This is a genomic window from Persicimonas caeni (assembly GCF_006517175.1).
GTDB lineage: Bacteria > Myxococcota_A > Bradymonadia > Bradymonadales > Bradymonadaceae > Persicimonas > Persicimonas caeni.
On record NZ_CP041186.1, the window covers coordinates 891,062 to 911,247 of the forward strand.

Sequence of the window (20,186 nt, forward strand, 5' to 3'; positions counted from 1 at the left end):
ACAATCCGCCTTCGAGAGGTAGCGACATGGCCAACAAGAACTCCACACTCACCCACCTCCTCTTTGTCTTGCTGGTCGCTGTGACCGCATTCTCCGTGGCATGCGGCGCCAGCGACGACGACGAACGCAACAACGCGGACGAAGACGCCGCGCTGGTCTCCCAGTCAGGCCACTTCGAGGCACACCTGAGTCCCACGCCTGCCTCGCCAGTCACCGGTGAGAACACGCTCCACATTCACTTGATGGACCCCGAGGGCAACGACCTAACCGGGGCGTCGCTGGCGGTCGAGCCCTGGATGCCGGCTCACGGCCACGGCTCCCCCGAAGAGCCGGTCGTCGAGGAGGGGAGCGACGGGATGTATACCGTTTCGAACCTCGTCTACAGCATGCCGGGCCACTGGGAAGTACGTATCGATATCACCCACGACGACACGAGCGACCGCATCGTCGCCGAGTTTGACGTGCAATAACGCACAAGAGGAAGGCTCCCATGACAGACTCTACCCACGCCCGATGCAGACCAGGAGCGCTGCTACTTGGCTTGCTCGTCGGGCTCACAGCCTTGGCCTCACCGGCGCTCGCTTCCGCACAGGCCTGTTGCACGGCGACCGGCGCCGGTGAGTTTTCGGTCGTCGGCCGCTGCCAAGATTCCGTACTCGCCACCCAACTCACGTACCAACGTGGCGCGGGAAGCTTCTCCGACGACGGAGACTACCGCAGCCTCGACCACGCTCAGGTCAACGATTTGATCGTGTCGGTCGGGGGCGGGTTTCGCCCGTTTCACCAGCGCCTGCAGGTTTACGGAAGTGTGCCGTTGCGCCTGCAACACCGCTCCTTCGAAGCGACTGGAAGCGATCTACGCCTGGGTCCGGGCGACGCAGCCGCGGCAGTTCGGTGGACGGCGCTCCAAGATAGCATGGGTGAGATATCACTCGACGCGCCAAAGTCACTCGTTCCCTTTCTCGACCTGTACGCCGGCCTGAAAGTCCCCACGGGTCGCGCGCCCGAGGACACGGTCGCGACCACCGGCGCCGACATCACCGGCGACGGCGCCTGGCAACTGATGACCGGCGCCAAGGTCTCGAAATTTCTCGACACCAAGCACGTACTCGGCGCCCAGGCGTCCTACAGCCATCGCCTGGCGCGCACTATCGAGAAACCGGACGGCGGCACCACCGACTTCGCGCCGGCCGGTGAGGTGGACCTGCAAGTCAGCTACTTGCATATCCACGACTTGTTCTGGTCCTGGGGGCTCAATTCGAGCTTCAAATTTGCCGGCGAGACCGTCGCAGACGGCGAACCGGTGCCCGACAGCGAAACACGTAGGCTTCGCTTCGGCGGGCATATCACCCACGGCTTCGAATTCCCGTTCTGGGAGGCGACACTGTCAGTATCGGCAGACGCCTGGTGGAATGGGGCGAGCAGCAATGTGCCCTTTGTAGGGCCGGCGGCATCGCTCACGCTCCGCCGCCAGTTCCTTTAAGAGCAGTCGCGCCGTAGCTCACTGCAGCACAAACGGCGCGCGCATTTTCTGGCTCGAGCCGTCGAACGACGGAAAGCGCCAGCGGCCGCGGTGCGAGTTCATGCACTTTTCGAACTCGGTGTGGCGAATGCGGCTGGGCTCGAGGGTGAAAGCGCTGATGCGCCCGCTGGGCTCGACGGTGAGCGTCACGTAGATCTTACGGGCGTCGAGGGGCGTGCCGCGCCGTGAATGGCGCTGACGGCAAATCCCGACGCTCTTGCGCACGGTGCGGATGCCCTGGCTGATCTGCTTCCGGGTCAGCTTCATGCCGCCGCTGCCCGCCGACTTCTTCTGGCGAGCCTTGAGCGTGTCGGTCGGCCGGTAGATGGGATCGCTTCGCTCCGAAGAGAGCGCGCTGAGCGAGCTGAACGCGTCGCTCTTGCCGGCGAGCGGCGAGTCGAGCTTGGTCTTGGCAACCTTTCCGTCGTCGAGGCCCTTGCGAAACGAGTCGTCCGAGGAGCCCTTCTTCTGCGCCGACTTGAACGCATCGTCAAGCGATGGGCCGTCGTCTTTGATCTTGGGGCCGCGCACGCGCTTCTTCGACGTGCCCGTCTTCTTGTTCGAAGCGACCTTGGTCGGCTCTTTTTTCTGGGGAGCCTCCTCGGCCCCCTCCTCTTTGCCGACGTTCTGGCTGTCGAGCATCATGATCTTGTTCTGCTCGTCATCCGAGTAGGTGCGGATGACCAGCTCGTCGTCGTCATCTTGGTTCGTCTTCTTTTTGACGACCTTCTTCTCGGGCTCGACCTGGCTGGCAAAATAGATGGCCGTGCCGGTCAGTCCGCCGACGATCAGGATCGCGGCGGCGACCAGGGCCACCTTTTTGCCTCGGCCCTCTTTTTGGATGTTGTCGAGCTGAATGAGCAAGCTGCCGGTGATGCCGGACGTCTCCGTCTTGCTCGGCTTGCTGACCTTGCCCGACTCGGAGCTAAGCTCGGGAGCGTCGGGGAAAAACGGGATGTGGTCGGAGTCGTCGGGCGCTTCGGCGTCGTCGGCGTCAGCTGGCTGCGCATCGGCCGTGGCCGCACCGGCGGTACTCGGCCCGTCGAAATCAGCGAACAACCCGCTATTTTCGCCATCGTCCTCCGGCTCGTCGAAGCCCGGGGGCTCGTGCGAATCGCCCATCGGAAGCGTCGGCCCCAAAGCGTCCGCAGCATCGCTCTCGAAGGGGTCGTCGCCACGGTCAGGCTGTCCGGCCTGGGCCGTCTCGGCTGCATCGGTGGATTTGGTGGACGAGTCGAGATCCGCCGCTTGTGCCGATCCTCCGTCGGCGGCCAGCGAATCATCGAGCAGCGGCTCATCAGCGGCGATCTCTTCGGACGGCTCGGCGGCCTCGTCTTTGGCGTCGCCCTGCGTTTTGAGTCGTGCCCGGAGCTTGGCGAGGCGGTCCTTCTGCGCCTCTTCCTTTTGCTGCTGCGCTTGCTGAGCCTCTTGTTCTTGCTGCTCCTCTTGCTGAGCCTCCTGCGCGGACGCTCCGCTCGGCTCGTCTTGCTGAGGTGCTTCCTCCTGCTGCAGCGCATCCTCTTGCTTCGGCGCCTCCTCCTGCTGCGGCGCCTGCTGCTCCGGCTCTGGTTGGGCCCGCTCTGGCTGGACAGGCTCTGACTCCGCCTGCTTGGCAGCAGCCTTTTTCTTCTTCTCTTCTTCCAGCCGCTTTTTGAAGTCCTCAGGCTTGACCGCCTGGAGAGCTTGCGACACGCCCAGCGTCTTGCGGCGCGGCTTGATTTGTTGGCCTTTACTCAGCGCCGCGCGAAAGGCGTCGACCTGCTTGACCGGCTTCCAATCGGAGAACGAGTCGGTCCATACATAACACTCGTCGCCGAGTTCGCCCGAGGCAAAACGCTGCTCGAGGACGCCGAAGGCGAACGGGCCAAAACTCTGGCCGTTGACCGAGTAGTGCCATTGAACCTGTCGCGGATCGAAGGCGGATTTTGCTGGAGAGGGCGGTGGCGCGCTCTGTGCGTCAGAGGCGCGCCGCGAGGGCACCGTCTGCTCACGCACGGTGATTACGTTGCCGCATTTCTTGCAACGCACCTTTAGGACTTTGCCGCGAACCTTCTCGTCGGCAATGCCATACTTGGTGTTGCAACTATCGCAGTAGAATTTCATACGGTGTGGGAGCCTTCGACAGGCCGTGCGTCAAAACTTGCGCTAGACACTACTTTTTACGCCGCCGTTTGACAAGCGACGGTGCGCATTTCCTCGCAGGACGGGGGCCTCGTGTGATGCGCCCCTTCGACATCCGTCACTTGCATCGACTGGATTGACGTTCATCTTGTTGACACCATGAAGGTGGAGAAGTTCCACCTTCGAAGTTAACCGCGACCCGAACACACCGAAAGATGATGTACCCATCCATACCGCGCCGAGTCTCGCTGCTCACCGTCTTCGTCGCCACCTTCCTGCTCGCCGCTTGCGGAGACGGAGGGTTGGCCTCGTTCACCATCACCGAAAAGAGCCAGGAGGTGACCGTCGAGGGCAGCGCCCTAGGCGGCCTGCCCGTCGAAAACCCGTTTGGCGAAGCGCTCCAGCTCAACGTCGACCTCGAGCAGGAACTCGAAAGCCGCGACGCCACCGGCGCCAGCGGCGTCTTTCTGCAAGATCTCGACCTCGAGATCACCGACGCCGCCATGCCCGAGGGCGACAGCGACGACTTCGACTTCCTCACCAGCCTCGAGATTTACGCCAACGCCGACGGCCTCGACAAAAAGCTCGTGGCGATCATCGAGGATGTGCCCGACGGCAAACAGAAGATCTCGCTGGACACCAAGAGCAACGTCAACCTGAAGCCCTATGTCGAAAGGGGCATGAAGCTGCAAGCGACCGCGCAGGGAAGCGCGCCCGATGACGATACGTCGCTGCAGGCGATCGCCGTGATCCGGATTGAAGTACTGTAATTCGCCGAACGCCGGGCCTTGTAGGTACGTAACCACGACCTGCAAGGCCTCGCTTTCTAGAAAAAAGACAAGTTAGAAAAGGTACAACAGCAGCATCATCACCGGCCCGGTCACCAGCATCACGAAGCCGGTGTAGCCGATGATGTCCTTGGCTCTGAGCCCCATGATGCCCAACAGCGGCAAGGCCCAAAACGGCTGGAGCATATTGGTCCAGGCGTCGCCGTAAGCGAGCGCCATGATCGCTTGTTGCGGGGGCACGCCGAGGGTGTCGACCGCCTGCATGATTACGGGCCCCTGCACCGCCCACTGCCCGCCGCCCGAGGGCACGAAGAAGTTGACGATGCCGGCCGACAAGAAGGTGAAGATGGGGAACGTGTCGGCGTTGGAGATATCGACGAAGAACTGGGCGATTTGCTCGATGAGCCCACTCGCCTCGAGCAGCCCCAGAATGCCGAAATAGAACGGAAACTGCAGAATGATTCCCGCCGCGCCTTTGACGCCGTCGACGATCGCGTTGACGTAACTCGACGGCGAGGGGTGCAGCAAAATGCCCAGCGTCAAGAAGAGCAGGTTGATCGAGTCGAGGTTCCAGCCGCCGATGCCCTTCTCGGCGAAATAGTAGACCAGCACGCCCACGAGCAGCCCGCCAATGACCAGGTTGAGAAGGCGAGTGCGCTCGAGCACCTCGACCGCCGTTTTGGGCGGCGGCAGGTCGGTACTTTCGGCGTCGGCCTCCTCGAAGCTGTCGAGGGGGTACTGGACCATCTTGTCCGCGTCACGAGGCATCAGGCGCCAGAAGAGAAGCGGAATCAGCACCAGAAGCGTGCCGATGACGGTGATATTGAGCGTACCCAGCAGGGTCTCGCTGATCGGGATGACGCCGACGGCATCGGCCAAAAAGTGGCCCTCCTCGGCCACCTTGAGCGGCGCCGAGCCCGAAAAGCCGCCGTGCCACACCAGAAAGCCGGCATAGCCCGCAGCGCCTAGCAGCGGGTAGTGCACCGGCTGGCCGCGCTTGGCGAAGGCGCGGCCCATCTCGCGGGCCATGAAGGCACCGGCGATCGCGCCCAAGCCCCATTGAATCAGACTCGCCGCGCAGGCCACCAACGACACGACGACCACCGCGGCCCCAGGCGTCTTCGCCACCCCGGCGAACCTCTCGATGGCCGAGCGCACCGGCTTCGACAGCGCGAGCGCGTGGCCGGTGACCAGCACGATCACCATCTGCAGGGCGAACTTCATCAATCCGGTGCCGTAAAACGCGCCGAACCACCCATCGGCCAACGCCTCCAGACGCTCCGGAAAGCTCAGCTCGGCGACGGCTTCGCCGAACACGGCGGCCAGCACCAGGGTCAGCACGGTCAGGAGCACGGCGAGCACGAACGGCTCGGGCACGTAGCGCTCCGACAACTCGCTCAACTTGTCACCGAACGCCTGTATCACCCGTCGTCTCCTTGCGTGCTCTCGAGGCCGTCGATGATCGCTTTGACCTGCATCTCGGTGTTCTCGATCTTGTCGCGGCACACCGTGATCAGCTTCGAGGCGCGCTCGACCTTGAGGGCCAGCTCGTCGAGGTCGACTCCGTCGTTGTCGATCTCGTCGAGCAACGACTCGAGCTCCTCCATCGCCTGGGTGTAGCGAATCTCGTCGGCGTTGGGCTCGCTGGTATTCTTGTCGGCAGTTGTCATGAGCTTCCTCGTGTGGTGCTACAGTCAGTCAGACAGTCACTGGGATTCGTCAGTATCTTGGTTGTCTTCGGCACGACGCACGGTCACCTGGCCCTCGGCCAGACGCACGTCGAGATCGGTGTCGAAGGGGACGTCTTCGGGGCGAAGAGCCACACCGTCGGGAGTCTGCAGGATCGCAAAGCCGCGCTCGAGGACGCGCTGCGGGTCGAGCAGGCGCAGCCGGCGGGCATGCTCCTCGATACGCCGTTCCTGGTCGGTGAGCGCCTTGCCCGCCGCGCGCTTGAACCGGCGCATCATCCCGTCGAGCTCACGGCTCTCTCGCTGAAAGCGGCGCTCGAGACGCTCGCGCGACAAGCGCCTTTGGCCGAAGTCGAGCTTCTGGCGCTCGGTCCCCAACCGCGCCAGCGCCGCCGACGGGATCGCACGCTCGAGTCGGTCGAGCTGGCGCGTCGCCTCGGCGAGGCAATCTTTGACCGCGTAGGTCACGCCCGAGCGCACCCGGTCGAGTCGCTTGGTCTCGATCTTGAGGCATCGCTCCACGGCGCGCTCGAGGCGCACCGACGCCTGGCGAAGCCGGAGCATCTCGTCTCCAGCGGAGTCGACCGCCCGCTCGGCGATGCGCGCGAACAGTTCCTCGACCCGCTCCATGTAGTCTTGGACACGCGACACACACGCGTTGGCAGCTGCGGTCGGCGTCTTCTGCGAATCGGAGACGAAATCGAGCAAGCACTGGTCGCGTTGGTGGCCTACGCCGGTGACAATCTTGAGCGGGTGCTCGCACACCGCCTTTCCGATCGCGTCGGTGTCGAAATAGGCGAGATCGGAGCGCGACCCTCCGCCGCGCACAATCACCACCACATCGAAGTCATCGGCGCGCCCGGCGAAATAATCGAGCGCGCGCAGCACCGAGGGCTCGGTGCGGCTTCCCTGCACATTGGCGTCGTGCACGGTCACTGCGAAGCCCAGGCCCGAGCGCTCGAGTTCGTGAACAAAATCGTTGTAGGCATCGCTCTCGTAGCTGGTGATCAGTCCGACCCGCAACGGGCACTTGGGCCAGGGAAGCTTCTGGTTTTTGTCGCGGATGCCCCGCTTTTCGAGCGCCTTGAGGATGCGCTCGCGGTTTTGATGAATCTCACCGGTGGTATAGGCGGGGTCGATGCCTCGCACGACGAATTGGTACGAACCATGAGGCGCGTACAGATCGACGCGCCCCGACAAGCGCACGGCGAGCCCATCGCGAAGGCGGATGCTCTCGGGTGCGTTCTGGAGCGCATCGATAATCTTTTGTCGGTCGTCGCCAAACGCCACCGCCCGAATCCGCGCGACCGGATCTTCGTCGGGGGAGAGCCGCTCGACGAGCTCGAAATAGGCGTGGCCGCCGGGGCGGTTGCGGTCGTAGCTCTGCACCTCGCCGACCAACCACACGTCGTCGGAGAACTTGTCGCGAATCGCGCGCCGAGCCTCCTCGTTGAGCTGCGAGATCGAGTAGGTCCCCTCGGGCACCCGAAGCGGACCGCCCTGCCCCGGCCCGTCGGAGACGAGTTCGTCGATCGGCTGCAGGTTCTTCTCGCAGTAGCTACGAAGCGCCTGCGAAATCTTGAACTTGTGGTTGGCCAGCTTGCCGATGACATGGTCGGCATGCTTCAGCGGCACGTACCAATTCTTGGTGCCCCCGTCGAACCAACGACCGGGCAGCGAGCGCACCACGGGCAGAAGGCTCGCATCGTAGGGGAAAATGATGCAGATGCGCTGCGCTTCGGGTTCGATGTCGAGAAGTCGTGACACGGGTGCGGGGTCTTGGAGGTTCGGATTTAGGCTGCAGCTCTCGCGATGATGTACCAGCCGAGGATAAATGCAATCAGCCCGCCGACGACGCTGCCCCCCAGGTAGATGCCGGCGAGGACGCGTTCGCCGGAGCGCCACATCGTCATGGCGTCCGCCTCGAAGGTCGAAAAGGTCGTAAACGCGCCCAGAAAGCCCGAAAAGGTCAGCGTGCGCAACTCGGGGCTTGCCCAATCGGCCGTCTCCACGCCTGCGCGGGCCATGCCGATGAGCAAACAGCCCAACAGGTTGACCGTGAGCGTGCCCCAGGCGAAGCCCTCCTCGCCCGTGTGCCCGTAGATCCACTCGGACAGGCCGGTGCGCGACAACGCCCCGAGCGCGCCGCCCAGTGCGACTAGCCCGATTTTGACCCACAGGTTCATCCCTCCTCCGGAATGCAGGCGTTTTGCTCTTCGCCGAAGCATTTGCCCTCACCGCCGACCGCCCCCCCGATGCACGGAGCGCACGTCTCGGCGGTCGAACACTCGGCGTCGGTCTGACACGTATCGCGGCAGGTGTACTCGTAGCATACCTGCTCGTCGGGACAACTCACCGTGGCGTTGCACTCGGCAGTCTCCACACAGCCCGACAAAAGTGCGCACAAAAGTGCCAGCACACACCACAACAACGCGCTCGTCGATGCCTTCGCCTCGACATCACCTATGGCGCTGTCTACATTGCACGCGATTAGATCATATTTGATGACTGGTGTCTGGACCATGCTACGCGCGCCCATCGTTCTGCTGCTGAATCTGCTCAGGTTACTCGGCTACCTCTGGTCGAGCTTCTGGTTCAAGTTAGGGTACTTCTTTCGGCGTAAAAAGAAACTCTATCTCGAGCTGAAGCTGGAGAGCAGCTATGCCTTCGGACCGAAGACCGGCTTGGCGGCCCTGTTCCAGCACAAGCCTTCACTGCTCGAACTTCGCAAATCCATCGAACGCATTCGCGAGGACGACACGGTCGCCGGTGTGGTCATCGTGCCCGAGTCGACGGCGATGGGCCACGGTCAGCTCGCCGAGCTCAACCGCCTGCTCGACTCGCTTCGTGAGGCCGGAAAGCACGTGGTCGGTCACGCGCAGATGCCGCTGACCCGCGACTACCTGCTGCTGACCGCCGCCGACGATATCTTGCTCAGCCCCGCCGGGCGCATCTACTCGTTCGGGCCACGCTTCGACCAGAATTTTGCGCGCGAGGCGCTCGACAAGATCGGCGTCATCCCCCAGTTCATCCATATCGGTGAGTTCAAGACCGCCTCGCATCGATTTATCCACGAGGAGATGACCCAGGCGCAGCGCCTGATGATGCAGTCGCTCTACGACAGCTTCAAGCGAGTGCTCCGCGATCGCATCGGTGAGCGACGTGGGCTGTCGCACGAAGAGGTCGAGACCTTCTTCGAGCAGGCGCCGCTGGATACGCGCCACGCCTGGCGCGCCGGCTTCGTCGACGGCGAGGTTTTTCGAGAAGTCATCGGCGACTGGCTCGACGACCCGCAACACTCTGCCCCCATCGGCTATATCGAGCGCGCCCACAAGCGTGACGGGCGCGAAGGCGAGGAGGAGATGAAGCGGCACGCCAAGGAGCGAACCAGCATCATGGTGCGCGCCAAAGACCACCTCGACGCGCTGCCCAAGCCATACAAATGGCAGCCCCTGCTTCGCCCCAAGCGCCGCTTCGCGGTGCTCGACCTCTCCGGCATGATCGTCATGCCCAACATGACCGTGCCGGGCCAAGGTTCGGTGGTCATCGACCCACATGAGGTCGTCCCGGCCCTTCGGCGCATTCGCGAGAACCGTCGCTATGCCGGCGCCATTTTGCATATCAATTCGCCGGGAGGGAGCGCGCTGGCGAGCGACATCATTTGGCACGCCATCGAGCAGCTTCGGCGCACCAAACCCGTGATCGCCCAGTGTTCCGACGTGGTCGGCAGTGGTGGCTACTATTTGGCGGTAGGCGCCGATCAGATCATCTGCGAGCGTCAGACGATGACCGGCTCGATCGGCGTGGTCACCGGCAAAATGTCTGCCCCGGGAACCCCGCAAAAGCTGGGACTCAACGTCGAGTCTATCTACGAGCACGACGCCGATCGTTTCACCAGCCTGACCACCCCGTTGAGCGACCAGATGATGGAGCGCATGGACGACGACGCACGCAACTTCTACAGGCGTTTTCTCCAGCGCGTCGGCCAGGCCAGAAAACTACCCCGGCGACGCCTGCATCGCTACGCACGCGGACGCGTCTACCTCGGGGAGGCGGCGCTCGAGCGTGGTCTGATCGATGAGATTGGAGGGCTCGACACGGCCATCGAGCGATTGGGCGAGTTGTGCGACCTCGATCCCGACGACACCGAGGTCACGTTCATCGGGCACCGAAAAGAGAGCCTGCGCGGCGCGCTGACCGGCCAGCTGCAAGCCCAAATGCCGAGCTGGATGGCCGACGTCTTCGAGCCGGCCATGATCGCCGCGCTCCTCAAGCGCGACCCGGTGCTCGCTCTGATGCCGTGGAAGGTGGAGTAGGTTCCCACAACAGGCCCGAGCCCGTAGGGCGGTCCCTCCGCCTTTGATAGCCCCCTGCGTAGCGCAGCGGAGCTGGGGGGAACTGGGGGACTCAAAACGACAATCAAGCCTCACCATCGAGCATTTTCTGCAGCTCGCCCGAATCCCGCAACGCTTTGACGTCGGTGAACCCACCCACGGACTGACCGTCGATGAAAATCTGGGGCACGGTGCGCATCCCCGTCTCCTCGACGAGCTTCATGCGCCGCTCCGGATCGTTGGTCACGTCGATCTCCTCGTACTCGACGCCCATCTCGTCGAACAGCCGCTCGGCCATGTTGCAGTACGGGCAATACGTCGTCCGATAAATCTCTACCTTCGCCATGGCTGCCTCTCCTATCTGGTACGTCTGGGCTGGTACGTCTGGTCTCTTACGGCCACGTGCGCGTCCGCGCTCTAGTGATCCACGTGTAACATAAAAACTAACTAACCAGCGCAAACCCACTTTTCAACCCTCATCCTCCCTCTTCTTACCCCATCCTCCCCCTTCTTCCCCGCAAGAAACCAAAAAACCGGCGACTCTTCCGAGCCGCCGGCTTTCTAGTTGTTCTCTCTACCCGATGCTTACTCGATACCCGAGAAGACGAACGGATAGTTAATGATGCAGATACCGCCGTCGGGCTTCTCGAAGCGCATGCGCTTGATGACGCGGGTGATGCAGCTCTCGACCTTGCGGTTGTTCATCGTCGAGCTGGCGATCGAGGAGCTCATGACCGAGCCGTCGAGGCCGACTTTCCACTGAGCGATGATCTTACCCTTGAGGTCGGGCTTCATCTGAAGCTCGCGCTCGAAGCAGTACTTGATGGCGTTCGACTTGGCGCTGACGACGCGGCGGATGTTGCCCTTGTCGCAGAAGTTACCAATCTTGGGCGTTCCGCGGCTCAGCTTGGGCTTGACCTTGCGCGCCTTCTTCTTGCCGATCTTGGCGCCGGTACCTTTACCGCCGCCGGTGTCGACTTTACCGAGGCCGTGGATGCGACCGAAGCCTTCGCCACCGCCACCTTTGCCGACGCCGCGCATGCCCATACCGCCTGCGCCGCGACCGACGACCAACTCACCGCCCTCGCCGCTCATGGCGACGTTCATCTTGGCGTCGAAGCCTTCCTGGTTGCCGAAGATGTTCTTGAGCGGGCCGGCGCCGAGCATTTTCGAGCCGAGCGCCTTGTTGACGCCGATATTCTTGACGTCGACCTCGTCGACCATCTCACCGTCGACCTTCGGAATCTTCGACTCCGGAATGTCGGTGTCGGGATCGCCGAACTTGCCCTCTTCGCCGCCGGCTTTCTTACCGGTGGTGTCTTCTTCGGGCTCTTCGGTCTCCTCTTCCTCGAGCGGATCTTCGACGTCATCGACGGCGAACTCGACGAAGCGGTCGGGAATCTCTTGATTCTCGAGCTCCATACCCGGCTTCCAGGTGAGCATCACGCCGACCAAGAATCCGATGTGCAGGATAGCGGCGAGCGCCACCAAACCGACGACCGGGCCTTCGAACATCCCGGTGAAGCCGCGTCCGGCGACCTTTTCCTTCTGGTTGACCAGTTGGAAAAAGACGTTGACGCTGCCCAGCCGAATCATACCCCAGTCGCCTTCGCGCAGGGTAAGCTCGTAGACATCCGCCGAGCCTTCCTCGGTGCTTACCGAGTCGGCGCGAGTGGCCTTCTTCTCCTCGATAGCCTCATCGAGGTCCCACTCTTCGTCGTCGATCGACAGCGAGCCGTCGACTTTATTGGTAAATCGGACCCGATATCCATCGTCCTGCCTCTCGAACATTTCGAAGTTCGCGGACAGGCCCGGGGCCGGAACCGAAAAAGCATTATTTTCGTCCTCACCAACCGTGACGACGGGGTCACTCGTCTGGGTATAGGTCTTCTCTAGAAAGACCGTCCCATTCCAGACGATAGCAACTCTGAGACTATGATCGTTTTTCACCAGATGCTCCCTGAGCAAAACCGCTCTCTGGGCGGTCGCGTCTCACATTTGACCTGCCTCTGCGAAAGTCCCAACTGCGCGCCCATATCGGCACATTTTCAGCAGAACCGCAGAAGTGCAACGCAACATACTTAGTCGACTGTATAGCGTCAAGCCGCGCGGTTACTTACGACAGGCAACTTACTGAACCGCGCACATTTTCTGAAGTTTTTTAGGCTTCCCACGTCATAATTGCGGGTTGGGCCGTTATCTCCTACTTTCGTGTATATGGCGACACCCAAATCACAATTGCGTGACATCGGCTCGCCAGCTTCCACATGTTCCGACACCGAGAACGGCTTCGAGTTCCATGATTTTTTCAAAAAAAATCAACGCGCCCCATTTAACCACGTTTGGCGACATTGTGCTACATATGGGTTGGGGAATTCTCGTGTTGTCTCTCCTACTCGTCGGCTCTCCTCGCGCGCACGCGCAAGATGGTAAGGACCGCGGGTGGGTGCGGCAGTTCGATTCGGTCACCGTCGAGAAGGTCAAGCCCACCGATCTCCCCCAGACGACCAAGCCCGGCGCCGACACGATCATCCGAACCGAGAGCGACGAGCTTCCCAAGCCGGTCACCAAAGAGGGGTTGCGCAAGATCGTCGAGCACCTCGACAAGCACGTCGTCCAGGTCGTCTCGGTCCAGACGCCTCCCAAGCCGTACAGGCAGGTGCCGATGGTCCACCATGGCCACGCACTGTGGGTGACACCGCCCAACGGCGGAGCTCCGGTGCTCGTCTCTCCGCTCAGCTGGCTCAGGGAGGCCGACGAGGTGTTCATCCTGCCTCAGAAGGTCGCCGGCGAGGTCGACGTCGAGACGAGTTGGAAGAGTCGCAGGCGCTCGTTGGCGTCGGTGACCGCGGGCAACAAAGGCGAGAAGTGGCTCGACAAACACAGAGACAAGCTCGTGGCGGTCGAACCGCACCGGCCTGACAAGCACCGCAATCTCGTCATCTTGCTCCCGGACGAAGGCCAGATCACTGCGCCCTCGACTGGCATCGAGCTCTTCGACTACGAGAACAAGGCGCTGTTTCGCCTTTACGGCTTTAGCCCGTTTTTCGGGAAGTCGCTCACCCAGACGACGATGAAGCCGACTCACCCCGAAGATCGCGCCCTCGCCTTCTACTGGCAGACCGCCTACCCGGCGATCTTGGGCGCCCCACTCGTCTCCCAAGACGGCAAGCTCGTGGCGATCAACACGTTTCGGCACCCCAAAAAGGAAAAGCTCTTCTTGGCGATCCCCACAGGGGCGATCGCCAGTTATCTGACGCCCGATGAGGAGAGTGAGGATGACAAAAAGCAGTAAGTTGCTTTTTGGAGCCCACTCCGGCGACTTCGCTTCGCTAAGCCGCCACCTCCCCGACCCGGCGAATGGTCTGCTCGTCGCCCTGAGCGGCGGACTCGACTCGACCGTGCTCCTCGATCTTCTGCGCCAGTGGGCCGCCAAAACCGGCGCCGAGCTCGCCGCGGTGCACGTCGACCACCAACTGCGCCCCTCGTCAAAACACGACGCGGCGTTTTGTCGCCGCTTATGTCACCAGTGGGGCATTCCGCTCGTCCTCGAGACCCTCGATATCGCCCGAGACGGCTCCACACAGGAGAGCGCGCGTGTGCAGCGCTACGCAGCGATCGCCCAGGTCGCTCAGCGCCTGGGCCTCGGGGCCGTCGCCACGGCGCACCATGCCGACGATGCGCTGGAAACGGCGCTGCTGAATTTTCGCCGCGGCACCTCTTCGGGCGGGTTGGCCGCCCTGCTCTCGAAGACGGAAGCGCCGATCCCCGCCTGGCCCGATCTCGAGCTCGTCCGCCCGTTGGTCGAGGCACCCAAGGCTCGCATCCACCAATACGCCGAAGCTCGAGGCCTCGAATGGGTGAACGATCCCACCAACCTCGAGGGGAGCTACGAGCGCAACCGCCTGCGCCACGATGTTCTGCCCGGGCTCACCGACGACGGCGCTCTGCTCGCGCCCATGCTCGCCACCCTCGAAAACCTCGCGTCCGAGCGCGATGCGCTCGAAAGCATCGCCCGAACGTGCCTCGAAGGGGCACGTCTGGCCTCCCCCGACGCCGAAAGCATCGCGCTCGACTGCGCGCCGCTTCGCAAAGCACCTCGCGCGGTCGCCATGCTCGTCCTCCAGCGCGCGACCCACGCGCTCCCTGCCGAGGTCGCCCTGACTCGCGAGCATCTGCAGGAGGTGCTCGACGCCATCGAGTCCGAGACATCTCTCGATCTTGCCGTGCGTGGCGCCCATGTGAGCATCGAGCGCGGCTTTGTCATCGTGGAGGTCGCCCGGGGCCGCGGCGGAAAGCACCTTTTCACTCGCCAAGCGCATCCCATCCCCATCGCGGCGGCCAATCTCGACGGGACCAGCAATCTCGACGAGACCTCGGCCCGGGATGGACAAGTGCCGTGGTTTGGCACCACGCTACGCTGGAAGGCCAACCAATCAGTCGATAGCCTGGTGGTTCGCGGCCCTCGCCCCGGTGATCGACTCGACGCGCGCGGCCTCGACGGCCACAAGCGTGTCGTCGACGTCCTCAAGGAGGCGGGCGTGCCTCGATCTTTTCGCTGGCGTTGGCCCTGCCTAGTCCATCAGCAAAAGGTCGAGTGGATTTGTGGGCTGCGTCAGGCTACAAGAGAGGATGACACACCACCTGATACGCGCACTATCCGCCTATTTTGGGATCTGGAGCCGGACTCAGTCTTCAATCGAGTTGTCGGCCAAACGACCAATTGCTTTGACTTGCAGTATTTTTGAAATAATCCGCTGACAGCGTCCATTTAGTCAGCGTGCAACATAGAGGGCACGGCGCTGCTTGCGGCGGCGCCCTTTCGGGTCGTACACTCCCTCGAGTCCTAAGTTCAGCAGCCGAGGATTTACAAAGTGCTAAACAAAGTACCATTACGCGCCTGGATCATCTGGGGCGTTCTTATTGTCTTGGGCATCATCGTCTTCCAGATCCTCACCGATCGCACCGGTGATTCCTCTCAGGTCAAGTTCAGCGAGTTTCGACAAGCTGCGCAGGCCGGTGAGGTCGAGTCCGTCAAGATCAAGGACCTGGAGGTCACCGGTGAGTTCACCGAGGACTACGCCGAGAAGGAGCACGACGGCAAACAAGCGTTCAAGACCGTCGGGCCGGTGGGCGAAGACCTGCAGGACATCCTGATGGCCAAGGACGTGACGTTTAGTTTCGTCAAGTCCGACGAGAACAGCCTATGGCGCCACCTCTTGGTGACAGCCATCCCGCTGTTGATCCTCGTGGTGGTACTCATCTTCATCATGCGCCAATTCCAGGGTGGAAGCGGCAAAGCGATGACGTTCGGCAAGTCGCGTGCTCGGTTGCTCAACGAGAGCAACAACAAGATCACGTTCAACGACATCGCCGGCATCGAAGAGGCCAAAGAGGAACTCCAGGAAGTCGTCGAGTTCCTCAAGAACCCCAAGAAGTTCACCCGCCTGGGCGGACGTATCCCCAAGGGCGTGCTCCTGATGGGCAAGCCGGGTACCGGTAAGACCCTGCTCGCCCGCGGTGTCGCCGGCGAGGCAGGCGTGCCCTTCTTCTCGATTTCGGGTTCGGATTTCGTCGAAATGTTCGTCGGCGTCGGCGCCAGCCGCGTGCGTGACCTGTTCGAGCAGGGCAAGAAGAACGCGCCGTGCATCATCTTCATCGACGAGATCGACGCCGTCGGCCGCCAGCGCGGCTCGGGTCTTGGCGGCGGTCACGACGAGCGCGAGCAGACCCTCAACCAGCTTCTGGTCGAGATGGACGGCTTCGAGTCGAACGACGGCGTCATCCTGATCGCCGCGACCAACCGCCCCGACGTACTCGACCCGGCGCTGCTTCGCCCCGGTCGCTTCGACCGTCGCGTGGTCGTCCCGCCGCCCGACGTGCGTGGCCGCGAGCTCATCCTGCAGATCCACACCCGCCGCACCCCGGTGGCCAAGGATGTCGAGCTCGAGAGCATCGCACGCGGCACCCCCGGTTTCTCGGGCGCCGACCTGGAGAACCTGGTCAACGAAGCTGCCCTTCTGGCCGCGCGTCGCAACAAAGACCGCGTCGAGCTCGAGGACTTCGAAGACGCCAAGGACAAGGTCATGATGGGCGCCGAGCGCAAGAGCGCGGTCATCACCGACGCCGAAAAGCGCGTCACCGCCTACCACGAAGCAGGCCACGCGCTCGTCGCGCTCCTGCAGGAAGGCACCGACCCGGTCCACAAGGTCACCATCATTCCTCGCGGCCGCGCGCTGGGCGTCACCCAGCAGCTTCCCGAGGAGGATCGCCACACCATGCGCCGAGACTACGTGCTCAAGCGCCTGGCGGTCATGATGGGCGGTCGCGCCGCCGAACTGGTCGTGTTCGACGAGATCACCACCGGCGCCGGCAACGACATTCAGGTCGCCACCGACATGACCCGCAAGATGGTCTGCGAGTGGGGCATGAGTGACCGCATCGGCCCGCTGGCCTACACCGACGGGGACAACAACCCCTTCCTCGGTGGCAACGGCGGCATCACCAGCCGTCCGTACAGCGAGTCGATCGCCAAGGAGATCGACGCCGAGGTCAAGCGCATCGTCACCGAGCAGCACGACCTGGCTGTCCAGCTGCTGCGCGACAACATGGATCTGCTCGAGCTGATGGCTCAGGCGCTCCTGGAGTTCGAGGCCCTCGACGCCAACGAAATCCAGATGCTTCTCGAGGACGAGAGCCTCGAAGGGATTCGCGAGGCGCGCGAGGCTCAGAAGAAAGAGCGCGAAGAGCGCGAAGACGAGCGGGTTCCCAAGACCGGCTACAAGACGAATATCAAGGACAACAAGAACAAGGGCGCCATCGGCAACCTTGCTCCGTCCGCAAATTCGTAACGCCTTGCACCGACGAGGCGCGGTCGGCCGACCGCGCCTCGTTTTCTGATCTATCTCTGAATTGCTGATGTCTTTTTACGCCACACCCACATCTCGCCCCGCTCTGCCGTCCGTGAAGGTCGGCGACCGCACGCTCGCCTTCGGCGGGCGTTTTTACGTGATGGGCGTTCTCAACGTGACGCCCGACTCGTTCTCCGACGGCGGGCAATTCTACGCCGCCGAAGACGCCATCGCCCGTGGCGTGGCGATGTGGGAGGCGGGCGCCGACATCATCGACGTGGGCGGCGAGTCGACCCGGCCGGGCGCCGACCCGGTGCCGGCCGACGAGGAGCTCGCGCGGGTGGTGCCTGTCATCGAGGCACTCGCCGAGCGGACCGACGCCGTCTTGTCCATCGACACCTACAAGGCCGCCGTCGCCCGGGCCGCCTGCGAAGCCGGCGCCGGGATCATCAACGACATCAGCGGCCTCGGCTTCGACGAGGGGATGGCCCAGGCGGTCGCCGACACCGGCACCGCGCTGGTGCTCATGCACACCCGCGGCACCCCCAAGACGATGCAAAAGGACATCGATTACGACGATGTCGTCGAAGATATCCGTGATTATTTTGCCGAACGCCTCGCGCTGGCGCGACAGGCCGGCATCGCCGACGACCAGGTCATCCTCGACCCGGGGATCGGCTTTGGCAAAACCGTCGAGCAGAACTACCGGCTCATTCGCGACCTGCATCGCTTCTTCGACCTCGGCTGCCCACTGCTGTTGGGCACCAGCCGCAAGAGCTTTATCGGCAAAGTCCTCGACAAACCGGCCGACGAGCGTGTCTGGGGGACGGCGGCGACGGTGGCCTGCGGGCTGTACGCAGGCGCCGATATCGTGCGCGTCCACGACGTCGCCGAGATGGTCGACGTGGTCCGCATCACCCAGGCGATCGCCGCCGACTAGACCCCCGGCCAAAAATTGGCCTTAACAGTCCAGAAGTTGTATAGATCAGCTCATGGAGCAGCTTCTCGACATATTTCGCGTCGAAGGATGGAAAGACGCGCTCCTGCTGTTGCTCGACGCGGCGATCGTCTACTTCGTCATCTACCGCATCCTGCTGCTGATCAAGGGGACCCGAGCCGTCCAGATGCTCTTCGGGCTCGTGGTCATCATCATGTTCTTCGTGATCAGCCAGGAGCAGTACCTGAACCTGGCGACGACCCACTGGTTCATCGAGCGGTTCATCGCCAACTTCATCATCATCGTCGTGATCATCTTCCAGCATGACATCCGCCGCGCCCTGGCCCAATTCGGGCGCACCTCGCTCTTGGCGGGCACGCGCGCCTTCGAGGAGACCCAGGTCCTCGAGGAGATCATCAAGGCCTCGGTGATGCTGTCGAGCCGCAAGATCGGCGCATTGGTGGCCATCGAGCGCGAGGCTGACCTGAGCCACTACACCGAAGAAGGCATCAAGATCGACTCGGTGGTCTCCAAGGACCTCCTCTTCAGCGTGTTCGTGCCCGAGCACCAAAACCCGCTGCACGACGGCGCAGTGGTCGTCCAGAAGGGACGCGTCACCGCCGCGGGCTGCTTTTTGCCGCTGACCAACAACCCGCGCGTCGAAAAGACGCTGGGTACTCGCCACCGCGCCGGCATCGGCCTGACCGAGGACACCGACGCGGCGGTCGTCATCGTCAGCGAAGAGACGGGCATCATCTCGATCGCCTACGGCGGCGAGCTGTACCGCGACCTCGACGCCAACGAGATGCGTGACCTTCTGCAGCGCATCTTCAGCGCCTCGCAGGTCAACCAGCGCGGCTCGGGACTCATCGATAGCTTCCGCGAGCAGCGCGACACCGACGAGCCCGTCGGCGCCAAGGAGGCCCGCGACTGATGCTCGAGACCCTCGACCGCATCATCCGGCAGACCTTCGTGCGCAACCTGCACCTGAAGGTCATCGCCCTGCTGCTGACCCTGGCGCTGTACCTGTGGGTCAGCGTCGACCGCGAGGTCGAGCGCACCCGCTATGCGCCGCTTCGCCTCGACGTGCCCTCCTACATGGTCTTGGTCAACGATCCCCCCAACCGCGCCGCCGTGACCGTGCGCGGCAAGTGGTCGGACCTGGCACAACTGGAGTCGGCCGAGCTCGACAGCATCCGCCTGGAGGTCGACCCGTCGATGGGCCGCAGCGGACGCATCTCGTTGACCCCCGACATGGTCGACCTGCCCCCCGGCCTACGCGCCATCGACATCGAGCCCAACTTGGTGCAGTTTCGCCTCGAGGAGAAGCAGCGCAAGCGCGTGACCGTCCGCCCCAAGATCGTCGGGCAGCCCGAGGCCGGCTACGATTTCAAGGAGGCCAGCGTCACCCCCGAGGCCGTCGAGGTCTCCGGGCCGGCCAACTCCTTGGATGAACTCGCCTCGGTGGGGACCGAGCCGATCAGCTTGAGCGGCCAGCGCAAGTCGTTTACCAAGCAAGTGCGCCCGCGCATCGACGACCCGCTGGTCGATTTCCACCTCGACCGGCCTCTCGAGGTCACCGTGCGCCTCGATGCCCAGGAGGTCGAGCGCAAATTTGAGGACGTCAAGGTGGTCCCCTCTCACCACGACGGCGCGCTGGTCACCTCCATCGAGCCGACCCACGTCGACATCACCGTGCGCGGGCCCAAGGCCGTGGTCGACGAGGTCGCCAAAGAGGAGCTGCTCGCATCCGTCGACTTGTCCGACCAGTCCGCCGGCCGCAGCACCACGGTCCTCAAAGAGGTTCAGATTCACAACGTGCCCAGCGGAGTTCAGATCATTCGAAAGCAGCCCAACACGTTCCGCATCCGCATGCATCCCAAGGAGCCGGCGCAGCAGGCCAGGGATTGAACGATCCCGGTCTGTGTCGGCCCGAGCGACATCT

General features: G+C 63.0%; 18 protein-coding genes. 10 read left to right on the top strand and 8 right to left on the bottom strand.

Going from position 1 to position 20,186, the window contains the following annotated elements:
* Window positions 1-26: 26 nt before the first annotated feature.
* Together FIV42_RS03385 and FIV42_RS03390 are read left to right on the top strand one after the other, a co-directional pair.
* A complete protein-coding gene (locus FIV42_RS03385) occupies window positions 27-470 on the top strand; it encodes a FixH family protein (RefSeq protein WP_141196311.1) in 444 nt (147 codons plus the stop codon).
* A gap of 20 nt (window positions 471-490) precedes the next feature.
* The gene (locus tag FIV42_RS03390; protein WP_141196312.1) at window positions 491-1,483 is read left to right on the top strand and encodes a hypothetical protein; all 993 of its coding nucleotides are present in this window, start codon (window positions 491-493) and stop codon (window positions 1,481-1,483) included.
* 18 nt (window positions 1,484-1,501) lie between these two features.
* Here the strand turns inward: FIV42_RS03390 and FIV42_RS03395 are convergent, their stop codons facing one another.
* Window positions 1,502-3,625, bottom strand: coding sequence for a GYF domain-containing protein (locus tag FIV42_RS03395; RefSeq protein ID WP_141196313.1), 2,124 nt, complete (start codon window positions 3,623-3,625; stop codon window positions 1,502-1,504).
* Window positions 3,626-3,861: 236 nt separating this feature from the next.
* Here FIV42_RS03395 and FIV42_RS03400 point away from each other — a divergent pair, with 236 nt between their 5' ends.
* The gene (locus FIV42_RS03400; protein ID WP_141196314.1) at window positions 3,862-4,413 is read left to right on the top strand and encodes a hypothetical protein; all 552 of its coding nucleotides are present in this window, start codon (window positions 3,862-3,864) and stop codon (window positions 4,411-4,413) included.
* Window positions 4,414-4,485: 72 nt separating this feature from the next.
* On the opposite strand, the gene FIV42_RS03405 is transcribed toward FIV42_RS03400, so the two are convergent.
* Genes FIV42_RS03405 through FIV42_RS03425 form a run of 5 tightly spaced genes read right to left on the bottom strand, consistent with a single transcriptional unit; the run spans window position 4,486 to window position 8,643 of the window.
* Complete coding sequence (locus FIV42_RS03405; RefSeq protein ID WP_168210368.1) at window positions 4,486-5,856, bottom strand: short-chain fatty acid transporter; 1,371 nt, start codon at window positions 5,854-5,856, stop codon at window positions 4,486-4,488.
* A complete protein-coding gene (gene xseB / locus FIV42_RS03410; RefSeq protein WP_141196316.1) occupies window positions 5,853-6,101 on the bottom strand; it encodes an exodeoxyribonuclease VII small subunit in 249 nt (82 codons plus the stop codon). The genes FIV42_RS03405 and xseB overlap by 4 nt, the downstream gene beginning before the upstream one ends.
* Before the next feature lie 36 nt (window positions 6,102-6,137).
* Window positions 6,138-7,886 carry an exodeoxyribonuclease VII large subunit gene (xseA, locus tag FIV42_RS03415; RefSeq protein WP_168210369.1) on the bottom strand — a complete coding sequence of 583 codons (1,749 nt, stop codon included), beginning with the start codon at window positions 7,884-7,886 and terminating at the stop codon, window positions 6,138-6,140.
* A 26-nt stretch (window positions 7,887-7,912) separates the two neighbouring features.
* Window positions 7,913-8,305, bottom strand: coding sequence for a fluoride efflux transporter FluC (locus FIV42_RS03420; RefSeq protein ID WP_168210370.1), 393 nt, complete (start codon window positions 8,303-8,305; stop codon window positions 7,913-7,915).
* Window positions 8,302-8,643, bottom strand: coding sequence for a hypothetical protein (locus FIV42_RS03425; RefSeq protein WP_168210371.1), 342 nt, complete (start codon window positions 8,641-8,643; stop codon window positions 8,302-8,304). The genes FIV42_RS03420 and FIV42_RS03425 overlap by 4 nt, the downstream gene beginning before the upstream one ends.
* Here FIV42_RS03425 and FIV42_RS03430 point away from each other — a divergent pair.
* Window positions 8,642-10,435 (top strand): S49 family peptidase, encoded by a 1,794-nt coding sequence (locus FIV42_RS03430; RefSeq protein WP_168210372.1) that lies wholly within the window; start codon window positions 8,642-8,644, stop codon window positions 10,433-10,435. The two genes, FIV42_RS03425 and FIV42_RS03430, sit on opposite strands and share 2 nt — an antisense overlap.
* Before the next feature lie 103 nt (window positions 10,436-10,538).
* Here the strand turns inward: FIV42_RS03430 and grxC are convergent, their stop codons facing one another.
* Both grxC and FIV42_RS03440 read right to left on the bottom strand, forming a co-directional pair.
* Window positions 10,539-10,799: a glutaredoxin 3 gene (gene grxC / locus FIV42_RS03435; protein WP_141196321.1), complete on the bottom strand. Its 261-nt coding sequence runs from the start codon at window positions 10,797-10,799 to the stop codon at window positions 10,539-10,541.
* A 239-nt stretch (window positions 10,800-11,038) separates the two neighbouring features.
* Entirely contained in the window at window positions 11,039-12,244 is a 1,206-nt protein-coding gene (locus tag FIV42_RS03440) for an AgmX/PglI C-terminal domain-containing protein (protein WP_141196322.1), read from the bottom strand.
* Between the two features lie 655 nt (window positions 12,245-12,899).
* Between FIV42_RS03440 and FIV42_RS03445 the strand changes: the two genes are divergently transcribed.
* From FIV42_RS03445 to FIV42_RS03470, 6 genes are all read left to right on the top strand, one after another.
* Complete coding sequence (locus FIV42_RS03445) at window positions 12,900-13,748, top strand: hypothetical protein (protein WP_141196323.1); 849 nt, start codon at window positions 12,900-12,902, stop codon at window positions 13,746-13,748.
* Window positions 13,732-15,201 carry a tRNA lysidine(34) synthetase TilS gene (tilS, locus tag FIV42_RS03450; protein WP_168210373.1) on the top strand — a complete coding sequence of 490 codons (1,470 nt, stop codon included), beginning with the start codon at window positions 13,732-13,734 and terminating at the stop codon, window positions 15,199-15,201. The genes FIV42_RS03445 and tilS overlap by 17 nt, the downstream gene beginning before the upstream one ends.
* 126 nt (window positions 15,202-15,327) lie before the next feature.
* A complete protein-coding gene (ftsH, locus tag FIV42_RS03455; protein ID WP_246099079.1) occupies window positions 15,328-17,304 on the top strand; it encodes an ATP-dependent zinc metalloprotease FtsH in 1,977 nt (658 codons plus the stop codon).
* 67 nt (window positions 17,305-17,371) lie between these two features.
* Window positions 17,372-18,244: a dihydropteroate synthase gene (gene folP / locus FIV42_RS03460; RefSeq protein WP_141196325.1), complete on the top strand. Its 873-nt coding sequence runs from the start codon at window positions 17,372-17,374 to the stop codon at window positions 18,242-18,244.
* A 52-nt stretch (window positions 18,245-18,296) separates the two neighbouring features.
* The gene (gene cdaA, locus FIV42_RS03465) at window positions 18,297-19,175 is read left to right on the top strand and encodes a diadenylate cyclase CdaA (RefSeq protein ID WP_141196326.1); all 879 of its coding nucleotides are present in this window, start codon (window positions 18,297-18,299) and stop codon (window positions 19,173-19,175) included.
* Window positions 19,175-20,152: a CdaR family protein gene (locus tag FIV42_RS03470; protein WP_141196327.1), complete on the top strand. Its 978-nt coding sequence runs from the start codon at window positions 19,175-19,177 to the stop codon at window positions 20,150-20,152. The genes cdaA and FIV42_RS03470 overlap by 1 nt, the downstream gene beginning before the upstream one ends.
* Window positions 20,153-20,186: the final 34 nt, after the last annotated feature.

Coding starts and splice junctions, on each gene's coding strand:
- FIV42_RS03395 (WP_141196313.1), bottom strand. CDS start 3,625: ATGAAATTCTACTGCGATAGTTGCAACACCAAGTATGGCATTGCCGAC.
- FIV42_RS03390 (WP_141196312.1), top strand. CDS start 491: ATGACAGACTCTACCCACGCCCGATGCAGACCAGGAGCGCTGCTACTT.
- FIV42_RS03430 (WP_168210372.1), top strand. CDS start 8,642: ATGCTACGCGCGCCCATCGTTCTGCTGCTGAATCTGCTCAGGTTACTC.
- tilS (WP_168210373.1), top strand. CDS start 13,732: ATGACAAAAAGCAGTAAGTTGCTTTTTGGAGCCCACTCCGGCGACTTC.
- FIV42_RS03400 (WP_141196314.1), top strand. CDS start 3,862: ATGTACCCATCCATACCGCGCCGAGTCTCGCTGCTCACCGTCTTCGTC.
- grxC (WP_141196321.1), bottom strand. CDS start 10,799: ATGGCGAAGGTAGAGATTTATCGGACGACGTATTGCCCGTACTGCAAC.
- cdaA (WP_141196326.1), top strand. CDS start 18,297: ATGGAGCAGCTTCTCGACATATTTCGCGTCGAAGGATGGAAAGACGCG.
- folP (WP_141196325.1), top strand. CDS start 17,372: ATGTCTTTTTACGCCACACCCACATCTCGCCCCGCTCTGCCGTCCGTG.
- FIV42_RS03420 (WP_168210370.1), bottom strand. CDS start 8,305: ATGAACCTGTGGGTCAAAATCGGGCTAGTCGCACTGGGCGGCGCGCTC.
- FIV42_RS03440 (WP_141196322.1), bottom strand. CDS start 12,244: ATGTTCGAGAGGCAGGACGATGGATATCGGGTCCGATTTACCAATAAA.
- FIV42_RS03470 (WP_141196327.1), top strand. CDS start 19,175: ATGCTCGAGACCCTCGACCGCATCATCCGGCAGACCTTCGTGCGCAAC.
- FIV42_RS03385 (WP_141196311.1), top strand. CDS start 27: ATGGCCAACAAGAACTCCACACTCACCCACCTCCTCTTTGTCTTGCTG.
- xseB (WP_141196316.1), bottom strand. CDS start 6,101: ATGACAACTGCCGACAAGAATACCAGCGAGCCCAACGCCGACGAGATT.
- FIV42_RS03425 (WP_168210371.1), bottom strand. CDS start 8,643: ATGGTCCAGACACCAGTCATCAAATATGATCTAATCGCGTGCAATGTA.